Annotated in this window: 8 protein-coding genes and 2 rRNA genes (1 of these 10 only partly in view); 5 read left to right on the top strand and 5 right to left on the bottom strand. The window is 71.4% G+C overall.

The annotated features are described in order from the left end of the window. A 23S ribosomal RNA gene (locus OG982_RS10665) occupies nucleotides 1-1,653 on the top strand; it begins 1,470 nt to the left of the window's first position. Nucleotides 1,654-1,725: 72 nt separating this feature from the next. Continuing rightward, nucleotides 1,726-1,842, top strand: a 5S ribosomal RNA gene (rrf, locus tag OG982_RS10660). Between the two features lie 269 nt (nucleotides 1,843-2,111). Here the strand turns inward: rrf and OG982_RS10655 are convergent. The 5 genes from OG982_RS10655 to OG982_RS10635 are packed head-to-tail and all read right to left on the bottom strand — an operon-like array spanning nucleotide 2,112 to nucleotide 7,530. Then, complete coding sequence (locus tag OG982_RS10655; protein WP_266787850.1) at nucleotides 2,112-3,422, bottom strand: DUF58 domain-containing protein; 1,311 nt, start codon at nucleotides 3,420-3,422, stop codon at nucleotides 2,112-2,114. After that, on the bottom strand, nucleotides 3,422-4,384 hold the full coding sequence (locus tag OG982_RS10650; RefSeq protein ID WP_266787851.1) for a MoxR family ATPase: 963 nt from the start codon (nucleotides 4,382-4,384) through the stop codon (nucleotides 3,422-3,424). The genes OG982_RS10655 and OG982_RS10650 overlap by 1 nt, the downstream gene beginning before the upstream one ends. Then, nucleotides 4,381-5,571, bottom strand: a complete 1,191-nt coding sequence (locus tag OG982_RS10645; protein WP_266948402.1) for a DUF4350 domain-containing protein — start codon at nucleotides 5,569-5,571, stop codon at nucleotides 4,381-4,383. The genes OG982_RS10650 and OG982_RS10645 overlap by 4 nt, the downstream gene beginning before the upstream one ends. Further along, complete coding sequence (locus OG982_RS10640; protein WP_266787853.1) at nucleotides 5,568-6,245, bottom strand: DUF4129 domain-containing protein; 678 nt, start codon at nucleotides 6,243-6,245, stop codon at nucleotides 5,568-5,570. The genes OG982_RS10645 and OG982_RS10640 overlap by 4 nt, the downstream gene beginning before the upstream one ends. Before the next feature lie 7 nt (nucleotides 6,246-6,252). Beyond that, nucleotides 6,253-7,530, bottom strand: a complete 1,278-nt coding sequence (locus OG982_RS10635) for a hypothetical protein (protein ID WP_266787854.1) — start codon at nucleotides 7,528-7,530, stop codon at nucleotides 6,253-6,255. A 235-nt stretch (nucleotides 7,531-7,765) separates the two neighbouring features. Between OG982_RS10635 and mtrA the strand changes: the two genes are divergently transcribed. The 3 genes from mtrA to OG982_RS10620 all read left to right on the top strand — a co-directional run bounded on the left by mtrA (nucleotide 7,766) and on the right by OG982_RS10620 (nucleotide 12,258). Further along, the gene (gene mtrA, locus OG982_RS10630) at nucleotides 7,766-8,455 is read left to right on the top strand and encodes a two-component system response regulator MtrA (RefSeq protein ID WP_189973359.1); all 690 of its coding nucleotides are present in this window, start codon (nucleotides 7,766-7,768) and stop codon (nucleotides 8,453-8,455) included. Nucleotides 8,456-8,552: 97 nt separating this feature from the next. Beyond that, entirely contained in the window at nucleotides 8,553-10,412 is a 1,860-nt protein-coding gene (gene mtrB, locus OG982_RS10625; protein ID WP_323139244.1) for an MtrAB system histidine kinase MtrB, read from the top strand. Then, nucleotides 10,402-12,258 carry an LpqB family beta-propeller domain-containing protein gene (locus tag OG982_RS10620; RefSeq protein ID WP_323139243.1) on the top strand — a complete coding sequence of 619 codons (1,857 nt, stop codon included), beginning with the start codon at nucleotides 10,402-10,404 and terminating at the stop codon, nucleotides 12,256-12,258. Before mtrB ends, OG982_RS10620 begins: the two co-directional genes overlap by 11 nt. The last annotated feature ends 68 nt before the right edge of the window (nucleotides 12,259-12,326 follow it).

The following is a 12,326-nucleotide window of genomic DNA, read 5'->3' as shown; positions in this document are numbered from 1 at the left end:
GGCGAGGCCGACAGGCGTAGTCGATGGACAACCGGTTGATATTCCGGTACCCGCTTTGAAACGCCCAATATCGAATCAGGCGATGCTAAGTCCGTGAAGCCGTTCCGGACCCTTCGGGGAAAGGAAAGTGGTGGAGCCGACGAACCAGACTTGTAGTAGGTAAGCGATGGGGTGACGCAGGAAGGTAGTCCAGCCCGGGCGGTGGTAGTCCCGGGGTAAGGGTGTAGGCCGAGGGGTAGGCAAATCCGTCCCTCATTAAGGCTGAGACCTGATGCCGAGCCGATTGTGGTGAAGTGGATGATCCTATGCTGTCGAGAAAAGCCTCTAGCGAGTTTCATGGCGGCCCGTACCCTAAACCGACTCAGGTGGTCAGGTAGAGAATACCGAGGCGTTCGGGTGAACTATGGTTAAGGAACTCGGCAAAATGCCCCCGTAACTTCGGGAGAAGGGGGGCCATCACTGGTGATCGGACTTGCTCCGTGAGCTGGGGGTGGCCGCAGAGACCAGCGAGAAGCGACTGTTTACTAAAAACACAGGTCCGTGCGAAGCCGTAAGGCGATGTATACGGACTGACGCCTGCCCGGTGCTGGAACGTTAAGGGGACCGGTTAGTGCGCTTTCGGGCGTGCGAAGCTGAGAACTTAAGCGCCAGTAAACGGCGGTGGTAACTATAACCATCCTAAGGTAGCGAAATTCCTTGTCGGGTAAGTTCCGACCTGCACGAATGGCGTAACGACTTCTCGACTGTCTCAACCATAGGCCCGGTGAAATTGCACTACGAGTAAAGATGCTCGTTTCGCGCAGCAGGACGGAAAGACCCCGGGACCTTTACTACAGTTTGATATTGGTGTTCGGTTCGGCTTGTGTAGGATAGGTGGGAGACTTTGAAGCGGCCACGCCAGTGGTTGTGGAGTCGTCGTTGAAATACCACTCTGGTCGTGCTGGATGTCTAACCTCGGTCCGTGATCCGGATCAGGGACAGTGTCTGATGGGTAGTTTAACTGGGGCGGTTGCCTCCCAAAGGGTAACGGAGGCGCCCAAAGGTTCCCTCAGCCTGGTTGGCAATCAGGTGTTGAGTGTAAGTGCACAAGGGAGCTTGACTGTGAGACCGACGGGTCGAGCAGGGACGAAAGTCGGGACTAGTGATCCGGCGGTGGCTTGTGGAAGCGCCGTCGCTCAACGGATAAAAGGTACCCCGGGGATAACAGGCTGATCTTCCCCAAGAGTCCATATCGACGGGATGGTTTGGCACCTCGATGTCGGCTCGTCGCATCCTGGGGCTGGAGTCGGTCCCAAGGGTTGGGCTGTTCGCCCATTAAAGCGGTACGCGAGCTGGGTTTAGAACGTCGTGAGACAGTTCGGTCCCTATCCGCTGTGCGCGTAGGAATATTGAGAAGGGCTGTCCCTAGTACGAGAGGACCGGGACGGACGAACCTCTGGTGTGCCAGTTGTCCTGCCAAGGGCATGGCTGGTTGGCTACGTTCGGGAGGGATAACCGCTGAAAGCATCTAAGCGGGAAGCCTGCTTCAAGATGAGTATTCCCACCTCCTTGAGAGGGTAAGGCTCCCAGTAGACGACTGGGTTGATAGGCCAGATGTGGAAGCCCGGTAACGGGTGGAGCTGACTGGTACTAATAGGCCGAGGGCTTGTCCTCAGTTGCTCGCGTCCACTGTGTTAGTTCTGAAGTAACGACCGTGTTGTCATCCGGTTGATATCTTCATAGTGTTTCGGTGGTCATAGCGTTAGGGAAACGCCCGGTTACATTCCGAACCCGGAAGCTAAGCCTTTCAGCGCCGATGGTACTGCAGGGGGGACCCTGTGGGAGAGTAGGACGCCGCCGAACAATCATTGTGGGAAGCCCCGCACCAGGTAACTGGTGCGGGGCTTTTCTGCGTTTACGGGTCGGTGGGCCTGGCACTACCGCCTGACCTACCAGTCGGCGGGGTAGCTCCTGAGGGTCGTGGTGTCGAGCGTCCAGCGGCCGGCGGTGACGGTGTCCCCGTATGTCGGTGAGCGAATTCGTGCGGGAGACGACCTCCACCACCATGGGGTGAGGTCGGCCATGGTGTCTTTCTGGTGGGTGCCCGACCAGCGTAGCCAGTCGGACAGCTCCTAGAGGCGGCCGGCGGATTTGAGGGCGAGGTAGGCGTCGGCCAGGGTCGGGGCCAGGGTGTCGGGGGTGGTGTCGACCACGTGGACGCCGTGGCGGGAGAGCTGGTCGGCGGTGCGGCGGCGCTGGGCTTGGGACTGGGTGCCCGCGGCGGCCTCGTAGATCGCGGCCGCGTCGCCGCGGGAGCGGGTCATCTCGGCGACGTGCGGGTCCGCGACCGAGGCCAGCAGGACCGTGTGGCGCTGGGTGAGCCGGGGGAGGAGGGGGAGCAGACCTTCCTCGATCGGGGCCGCGTCCAGGCTGGTCAGGAGTACGACCAGGGAGCGGCGCGGGGCGCTGCGCAGGATGGTGGAGACGAGGTTGCGGGCGTCGGTTTCGACGAGCTCCGGCTCAAGGGTGGCCATGGCGTTGACGAAGGCCGGCAGGGTGTCGGCGGCCGAGCGGCCCTGGACCTGGGCGCGGGGGCGGCGGTCGTGGGCCAGGAGGTCCACGCGGTCGCCGGCGCGGGTGGCCAGGGCGGCCAGGAGCAGGGCGGCGTCCATGGCGGAGTCCAGGCGGGGCGCGTCGCCGACGCGGCCGGCTGACGTACGGCCGGTGTCGAGGCAGATCAGGATGTGGCGGTCGCGTTCGGGGCGCCACGTACGGACGGCGACCTTGTGCTGTCGGGCCGTGGCGCGCCAGTCGATGGAGCGGGTGTCGTCGCCGGGGACGTAGTCGCGGAGGCTGTCGAACTCGGTGCCCTCACCGCGCGTCAGGAGGCTTGTGCGGCCGTCGAGTTCGCGGAGCCGGGCCAGGCGCGAGGGGAGGTGCTTGCGGCTGGTGAAGGGCGGCAGGACGCGGACCGTCCAGGGGACGTCGTGCGCGCCCTGGCGGGCCGTCAGGCCGAGGGGTCCGTACGAGCGGATGGTGACGCGGTCGGCCCGGCGGTCGCCGCGGCGGGTGGGCAGCAGACGGGTCGTCAGGCGGCGGCGTTCGCCGGCGGGGACGCGCACGTCGTGGCGGGACGCCGAGGGTTCGGTGCCGGCGGGCCAGCTGCTCGGGGGCCAGGCGTCGCGGACGCGGGCGCGGAGCGGCCGGGCGGCGGGGTTGGTCAACGTCAGGTGGACGTCGGCCGGTTCGCCGAGGCGGACGGAGGTGTCGCCGGCGCGGGCCAGGCGCAGGGTGCGGACGGGCGCCGCGAGGGCGTAGTCGACCGCGCAGGCCAGGGCGAGGGGGCCGTTGACGGCGAGCATCCCCGTCCAGCTCGGTTCGAGGATGCCGACGGGGATGCTGCCGAGGGCCGCGAGCAGGGCGGCGCGTCCTGTGAGGGCCATCAGCGCGGGACGGGGACGTGGGTGAGGATCGCCGAGATGACCGAGTCGGAGGTGACGCCCTCCATCTCGGCTTCCGGGCGCAGCTGCACGCGGTGGCGCAGGGTGGGCAGGGCGAGGGCCTTCACGTCGTCGGGGGTCACGTAGTCGCGGCCGGTGAGCCAGGCCCAGGCGCGGGCGGTGGCCAGCAGGGCGGTCGCGCCGCGCGGGGAGACGCCCAGGGTGAGGGAGGGCGATTCGCGGGTGGCGCGGCAGATGTCGACGACGTATCCGGCGATCTCGGGGGAGACGGTGACCTTCGCGACGGCCTCGCGGGCGGCTTCGAGGTCGGCGGGGCCGGCGACGGGGCGCAGGCCCGCGGCGTGCAGGTCGCGCGGGTTGAAGCCGGAGGCGTGCCGGGTCAGGACGCCGATCTCGTCCGCGCGGGAGGGCAGCGGGACCGTGAGCTTGAGGAGGAAGCGGTCCAGCTGGGCTTCGGGGAGGGGGTAGGTGCCCTCGTACTCGACGGGGTTCATGGTGGCGGCGACGAGGAACGGTTCGGGGAGCGGGCGGGCCGTGCCGTCGACGGTGACCTGGCGTTCCTCCATCGCTTCGAGGAGCGAGGACTGGGTCTTGGGCGGGGTGCGGTTGATCTCGTCGGCGAGCAGGAGGTTGGTGAAGACGGGGCCGTTCTGGAAGGAGAACTCGGCGGTGCGGGCGTCGTAGACGAGGGAGCCGGTGACGTCGCTCGGCATCAGGTCGGGGGTGAACTGGACGCGCTTGGTGTCGAGTTCGAGGGAGGCGGCGAGGGCCCGTACGAGGAGGGTCTTCGCGACGCCGGGGACGCCTTCGAGGAGGACGTGGCCGCGGCACAGGAGGGCGACGACGAGACCGGTGACGGCCGAGTCCTGGCCGACGACGGCCTTGCCGATCTCGGTGCGGATCGCTTCCAGGGAGGAGCGGGCGCTGTCCGTGGTGGCCGTCATGAGGTGCGGACCTCTCTTTCGAGGGCGTCGAGGTGGTCGGCGAGCGCGACGAGTGCCGCGTCGTCGGCGGGGGTGGGGCCGAAGAGCAGGGTGGTCACGTCGGGCGCCCCGTCCGGGAGGGACGGCAGGCGGACGGCCACGGCGGGGACGAGGGCCTCGGGTTCGTGTGCCCGGGGGGCCGGTACGCCGACCAGTGCGGCCAGGCGTTCGCGGGTGGCGGCGCGCAGCACGGTGGCGGCGCGGTCGCGGGCGCCGGCCTTGCGGTAGAGGCGGGCGCGGCCCTCGGTGGCCTCGGAGGCGCGGATGGCGACGGGCAGTTGCTCGGTGACGAGCGGGCCGAGGCGGCGGGCGCGCCAGAGGGCGGCGAGCAGGGCGGCGAACAGGAGCTGGAGCAGGGCCCAGCCCCAGCCGGCCGGGACGAGTTCGAGGAGGCTCTTGTCCTCGGCGTCGTCGCCGTCGGCGGCGGTGTCCGCGAGGCTGGGCAGGTACCAGACGAGTTTCGGGCGGGAGCCGAGGAGTTGGAGGGCGAGGGAGGCGTTGCCCTGTTCGGCGAGGCTGCGGTTGAGCAGGACGGTGTCGGAGCCGAGGAGGACGGTGTCGCCGCCGGTGGTTCCCGTGGGCAGGACGAGGAGGGTGGGGTCGCCGTCGCTGGGGTAGCAGGCGGTGGCCCCGGGGGCGTCGGTGGCGTAGCGGAGGTTGCCGCCGGTCGCGGCGCGGCCGGCGGTGTCGGCGGCGGGGAGGGCGCAGTCGGGGTCGAGGGTGTCGCGGTGCGCGCTGCCTTCGGTCCGGGCGCGGGGGGCGAGCCGCGCCAGGGTGTGGTCGTCGGGGGCGACGAGGACGGTGCGGCCGCCGGAGAGGTCGATGGCGGAGCGGACGGCGCGGAGTTGGCCGTCGCCGAGCAGGCCGGGGGCGGTGACCACGAGGGTGGTGCCGGGTCCGGCGGCGTCGGCGGCTTCGCGGGCGGTGGTGACGACCTCGCTGGTGACGCCGCGTTCCCCCAGGAGTTCGGCTAGGGCGCGGCTGCCGTAGGGGTCGGCGGAGCGGGGGTCGAGGTGGCCGTGGTGGTCGCCGCTCTGGAGCGCGGCCAGGGTGATGGCGGCGGCGAGGAGGACGGCGAGGGCGATGAGGAAGCCGCGGGCCCGGGTCCACACCTGGGCGCCGGTGAGCGCGGTGGAGGTTCCGGTCATGCGGCGGGTCCCGTCAGGAGCGGCTTGGCGCGTTCCAGGGCGAGGTCGAGGGTGCGCAGCCGGGTGTAGGTGTCGCCGTCGCCGGGGCGGGCGCCGTAGGTGACGTCGTCGAAGGCGCGGGCCGCGGCGCGCAGGCCGTCGGCGTGCTCGGGCAGGGCCGCGGCGGCTTCGGCGGCGGCCTCGTCGGCGGTGCGGCCGGGGCGGGGGTCGAGCAGGGTGCGCTCCTCCAGGGAGCGGACGACGGCGCGCATGCGTTCTTGGACGGCCTCGCTCCAGCGGCCGGCGGCGGCGTGGGTCTCGGCGGCCGCGCGGTGGTCGGCGGCGCTGCGCGTGCCGTCGTCGAAGAGGTCGCCCGGGCCGCTCGCGGCCTTGTGGGGGGTGCCGAGGCGCCACCAGAGGGCGGCGATGACCAGGGCGATCAGCAAGGCGATGGCGAGGAGGCCGAGGCCGCCGCCCGGGGTGGCCCCGGACGCGCGGCCGAAGAGGTCGTCGACCCACTCCCAGAACCGGTCGAGGGCGCGCTCGATGAGTCCGGGCTCGTTCTGGTGGTAGACCGGCTTGGACAGTTCGCGCTCGGCCGCCTCGCGGGCGGGGTCGCGCGGAGTCGTGACCGGTGGTGTCGGCGCTCCGGGCAGTGCGGCCGCGGCGCGGATGATGAGGCCCCCCGTGCTCATCGGCGCGTCAGCCTCCGGTGGGCGGTGTCGCCGCGTTCGCGCCGTAGTTCTCCAGGCCCGCCGCGCGGGCGAGTTCCAGGTCGAGGGCTTCGCGCCGGATGCGCTGGTCGATGTAGAGGAGGACGGTGACGCCCGACTGGATCGGCATGGTGATGGTGAGTGCGATGACGCTGCCGATGCCCGTGAGGACGAGGGCGCCCCAGCTGTCCAGGGCGGTGCCGTCGGCGAGGCCTTCCATGCCGCCGCCGAACACGATCACGGCGACGATCATCAGCGGGTAGATGACGACCGCGGACACGATGGCGGTGATGAGGGCGGTGAGGACGGTGATGCCGAAGATGCGCCACCAGGAGCCGCCGACCAGCTTCGACGAGCGGCCCAGCGCGGTGCGGATCTTGGCCTTCTCCAGCATCAGCGCGGGCGAGGCGAGGCTGAACTTGATCCACAGCCAGACGACGAGGACGGCCGCGGCGAGGCCGCCGAGCAGGATGAGGCCGAGGTTGTCGGCCACGATGCCGGGTACGAGCAGCACGGCGAAGACGGCGGCCGCGCCGCCACCGAGGAGCAGGGTCAGTCCGGCCAGCCGGAGCAGCTGGCCGCGGGCGTCGCGCCAGGCGCCGGCGACCGTGGAGCCGTGACCGAGCACGGCCCGGCTGAAGATCATGGTGAGCATGGCGGTGACCAGCAGGCCGCCGAGGAGCTGGATGAAGAAGGCGGCGAGGGTCAGCACCACGCTGCCGCCGGCCGTGAGGTCCTCGGCGCGCGGCTGTGAGCCCGGCTCGATGGTGAGGCGGTCGGCGGAGTACTTCTGGACGAGCACGCTGCACACCTGGACCAGCACCGCGACGGCGAGGCTGATGGAGAGCACCGAGCGCCAGTGGGTGCGCATGGTGCTGACGGCGCCGTCGAGGATCTCGCCGAGGCCGAGCGGGCGCAGCGGGATCACGCCGGGCTTGGCCGCCGGGGGCGGGCCCCAGCCGCCCCAGCCGCCGGCGCTGCCGGTCCCGGCGGGGCCTGCCGGTGCGCCGCCGTGGCGCTGTCCGGCACCCGTTTGGCCGTACGAGCCCCAGCCGGCGCCCTGTGCGGGCTGCTGCGGGGCCGTGGAGGGGGCGTCGGAGGCTCCGGTGCCGGGGCTGGACCACTGGCCGGGCGGCGGCTGCTCGGCGGACCACTTCGGGTCGCCGGCGGGCCGCGCGGGGGCCTGGGTGCCGTCGGAGCCCTGGCCGTCGGAGCCCTGGCCGTCGGACGGGGATCCAGGCGCGGCCCAGCCCGGAGAGTCGTTCATCGTCGCTCCTTCACGTGCACCTGCCGGAGCGGGCGCGCTGGTCGGCTGCCATCGTGCCATGGGGGAACGCCGAACGGACCGGCCGTCCCCCCGGTATCCCGGCCGCCCGTACTCTCAATTGTCACCCCGATCCGAGGGAGACTGGACGTCCTGATCACCACGCAGGTCCGAGGGGCGATTTCCAGCCCTTTTGGCTGTGGGACAGCTCACCGCCAGGTAACGATTAGCTAATGGGATGATGTCAAGCATGAAGGGACGAGTCCTTGTCGTCGACGACGACACCGCGCTGGCCGAGATGCTCGGCATTGTGCTGCGTGGAGAAGGTTTTGAGCCGTCGTTCGTAGCGGACGGCGACAAGGCACTGGCTGCCTTCCGGGAGGCGAAGCCGGATCTCGTGCTGCTCGACCTCATGCTGCCCGGTCGGGACGGCATAGAGGTCTGCAGGCTGATCCGGGCCGAGTCCGGCGTGCCGATCGTCATGCTCACCGCGAAGAGCGACACGGTCGACGTCGTCGTGGGCCTGGAGTCCGGGGCCGACGACTACATCGTCAAGCCGTTCAAGCCGAAGGAGCTGGTGGCCCGCATCCGGGCCCGCCTGCGCCGCTCGGAGGAGCCCGCGCCGGAGCAGCTGGCCATCGGTGACCTGGTCATCGACGTGGCCGGGCACTCCGTGAAGCGGGACGGTGCCTCGATCGCGCTGACCCCGCTGGAGTTCGACCTGCTGGTCGCCCTCGCGCGCAAGCCCTGGCAGGTCTTCACCCGTGAGGTGCTGCTGGAGCAGGTCTGGGGCTACCGGCACGCGGCGGACACCCGCCTGGTCAACGTGCACGTGCAGCGGCTGCGCTCCAAGGTCGAGAAGGACCCGGAGCGCCCTGAGATCGTCGTGACGGTGCGTGGTGTCGGCTACAAGGCCGGACCGAGCTGACGTGCAGCCCGGCAAGTCCCCCAGCGACTCCCGCCGAGGGGTCCTGAGGGGCGGTCGGCGGCTCCGTCAGACCGCCGACGGAGCGCCCGGCGGCCCTGTGCTGCGGCTGTTCGTACGTCTCGTGCGCCGGCCGCTGCTTCCGGCTGTCCGGCTGTGGCGGCGCAACATCCAGCTCCGGGTGGTCGCGGCGACGCTGCTGATGTCGCTGGCCGTGGTCCTCGCGCTGGGGTTCGTCGTCATCGCGCAGGTCAGCAAGGGTCTCCTCGACGCCAAGGAGCAGGCCGCGCAGAGCCAGGCCGCGGGCGGGTTCGCGGTCGCCCAGGAGAAGGCCAACACGCCGTCGGCCGTGGACGGGCCCGACGCCACCGACAACAAGGTCGGCCGGGACGCCAGCACCTGGATGAACTCGCTGGTCAAACAGCTCGCCAGTGGCGGCCAGACCGCCTTCGAGGTGGCCGCGCTCGGCGCCGGGACCGGTGAGCAGGGCCCGCCCGGCGCCCAGGGCGTCAGGGGCGCCCGCGCCTCCGGCAACGTGGACCCGACCGCGAGCGTCCCGCTGGGGCTGCGCGAGGCCGTCAACCACGCCACCGGCACCTTCAAGACCTTCTCGGAGATCAAGTACACCTCCGGGACCGGCGAGAAGGACCCGGAACCCGCGCTGGTGGTGGGCAAGCGGCTCACCGACATCAACGGCGACCCGTACGACCTGTACTATCTCTTCCCGCTGACGCAGGAGGAGGAGTCCCTCAACCTGGTCAAGGTCACCTTCGCGACCGCGGGCGTGTTCGTCGTCGTACTGCTGGGCGCCATCGCGTGGCTCGTCGTACGGCAGGTCGTGACCCCCGTCCGGATGGCCGCCGGGATCGCCGAGCGGCTCTCGGCCGGGCGGCTCCAGGAGCGGATGAAGGTCACCGGCGAGGACGACATCGCCCGCCTGGGCGAGGCCTTCAACAAGATGGCCCAGAACCTCCAGCTCAAGATCCAGCAGCTGGAGGACCTGTCCCGGCTGCAGCGCAGGTTCGTCTCCGACGTCTCGCACGAGCTGCGGACCCCGCTCACCACGGTCCGGATGGCCGCCGACGTCATCCACGACGCGCGTGTCGACTTCGACCCCGTCACCGCACGGTCCGCCGAGCTCCTCGCCGGTCAGCTCGACCGGTTCGAGTCGCTGCTCGCCGACCTGCTGGAGATCAGCCGGTTCGACGCGGGCGCGGCCGCGCTGGAGGCCGAGCCCGTCGACCTGCGCGACGTCGTACGCCGGGTCATCGACGGCGCGGAGCCGCTCGCGGAGCACAAGGGCACCCGCATCCGGGTCCTCGGCGACACCCAGCCGGTGATAGCGGAGGCCGACGCCCGCCGCGTGGAGCGGGTGCTGCGCAACCTCGTCGTCAACGCCGTGGAGCACGGCGAGGGCCGCGACGTGGTGGTCCGGCTCGCCTCGGCGGGCGGGGCCGTCGCCGTGGCCGTCAGGGACTACGGGGTCGGGCTCAAGCCCGGCGAGGCCACCCGCGTCTTCAACCGCTTCTGGCGGGCCGACCCGGCCCGCGCCCGTACCACCGGCGGGACCGGCCTCGGCCTGTCCATCGCCGTCGAGGACGCCCGGCTGCACGGCGGCTGGCTCCAGGCGTGGGGCGAGCCGGGCGGCGGCTCGCAGTTCCGCCTGACCCTGCCCCGGACCGCCGACGAGCCCCTGCGCGGCTCCCCGATCCCGCTGGAGCCGGAGGATTCCCGGGCCAACCGGGCCCGGGCCGCCGCCGAGGCGGCCGGTGCGGGCGCCTCGGCGGCGACCCAGCGGCCCGGGGACGGCGCGGACCGCTCGCCCATACCGCCGCGCTCCGCGGTCGCCGGCGCGCTGCCGGTGCCCGCGGACCCGACCGCCCTGCCGGGCAACGGGGCCCGTGTCGTGGCCCGGGCGGCCGATCAGGCAGCACAGGAGGACGGAACAGGTGGACGCTGAGCCCAGGGGTTCCCGCGAACCGGGCCGCAGACCGCCGAGCGCGCGGGAGTGCGCCGCGCTGGGCTCGGCCACACTGGCCGCCCTGCTGCTGGCCGGCTGCGCCTCGATGCCCGACAGCGGTGAGATCCGGCAGGTGCAGGCCTCGCACGGCGTGGACTCGCAGGTCAGGGTGTTCGGGGTGCCGCCCGCCGACAAGGCCAGCCCGGCCGAGATCGTCGACGGCTTCCTGGAGGCGATGACCAGCGACGACCCGATGCTGGACACCGCCCGCAAGTACCTCACCGAGGACGCCGCGAAGAACTGGAAGCCCGGCTCGGCCGTCACCGTGCTCTCCGCCGGCCTCGACCGGTACCCGGTGCCCGGCGAGAAGGAGCCCGAGCAGCCCCGCTGGAAGGTGACCGGCAAGAAGCTCGCCACGGTGGACGAGCGCAGCGCGTACCAGCCGGAGACCGGCGGCGGGCGCTACGAGGAGTACCTCCAGCTGGTCCAGGTCAACAAGCAGTGGCGGATCGCCACCCCGCCCAGCAGCCTCGTGCTCAGCGAGTCCGACTTCCAGCGCATCTACAAGCCGGTCAACAAGTACTACTTCGCGGGCTCCACGCTCGTGGCCGACCCGGTGTACGTGCGCCAGCGCAGCGACCCCGCGTCGCGGATGGACCCCACCACGCAGACCGTGCAGTCGCTGCTGGCCGGCCCGTCGAAGTGGCTCGGCCCGGTCGTCACCTCCAGCTTCCCCAGCGGGACGGCGCTGCGCGACGGCACCAAGTCCCTTTCGTACGACGGCCAGAACACGCTGCGGGTGCCGCTGAACGCGAAGGCCGACAACGTCGCGCACCCGCAGTGCCAGAAGATGGCCGCGCAACTCCTGTACACCGTCAAGGAACTGACGGCCTCCCGGCTCGACCGGGTCGAACTCGTGGGCCCCGACGGCAAGTCCTCGCTCTGTTCGGTGACGGGTGCCGCCGCGGCGGCCATGGCGAACCGGCCGCAGAGCCCGGACCACCAGTACTACGTCGACAGGGACGCCCGGCTGGTCCGGATGACCCTCGACGTCAACAGCGAGGACCAGCAGCACCAGGAGAAGCCCGAGCCGGCGCCGGGGCCGCTGTCCACCGCCACCGCCTTCAAGGCCGGCTCGGCGGCGGTCTCCTACGACGAGAAGCGCGCCGGGGTGGTCTCCCAGGACGGGCACGGGCTGTACGTCGTCAACCTGACGACCGCCGGCGCGATGCCGGCGCCGGTGCTGACCAGCAAGGCCGGCAAGCTGACGGCACCCAGCTGGGACGCCCTGGGCGACCTGTGGATCGCGGACCTGGATCCGCAGAACGCGGCGCTGTGGCGGGTGCCCGGCGGGACCGGAACCCCGCAGAAGGTCGAGGTGTCCGGGCTCGGCAGCGGCCGGATCTCCGCGCTGAAGGCGTCCTCCGACGGGGTGCGGATCGCGCTCCTCGTCGAGAAGGACGGCGGGCGCAAGAACCTGTTCATCGGGCGGATCGAGCGGCCCGAGGGCAAGGCGGACGCCTCGGGGGTGTCGGTGCGCGAGCTGCGCCCGGCGGCCCCGCAGATGGCCGACGTGACGGCGATGAGCTGGGCGCCGCGCGGCCGGCTGCTGGTGGTGGGCCGGGAGAGCGGCGGGGTCGTGCAGGCCCGCTACATGCTGGCCGACGGCTCGATGGTCGCGGCGAGCCTGCCCGGGGCGACCGGGCTGAGCGCGATCGCGGCGTCCGAGGACGAGAACAAGCCCGTGGTGGCGTACTCGGAGGACGACGGCATCGTCTGGCTGCCGCCGGGGGCGCAGTGGCGCACGGCGGCGGCGGGCGGCACCGCTCCGGTCTACCCCGGCTGACCTGCGGGTTCAGTCCCCTGCACGGAGTTGTCCACAGGGGTGGCGGCGGGCCGGCCCGGCCCGGCACA

The organism is Streptomyces sp. NBC_01551 (assembly GCF_026339935.1).
Lineage (GTDB): Bacteria > Actinomycetota > Actinomycetes > Streptomycetales > Streptomycetaceae > Streptomyces.
This window is presented reverse-complemented; position numbering and strand designations above follow the sequence as displayed.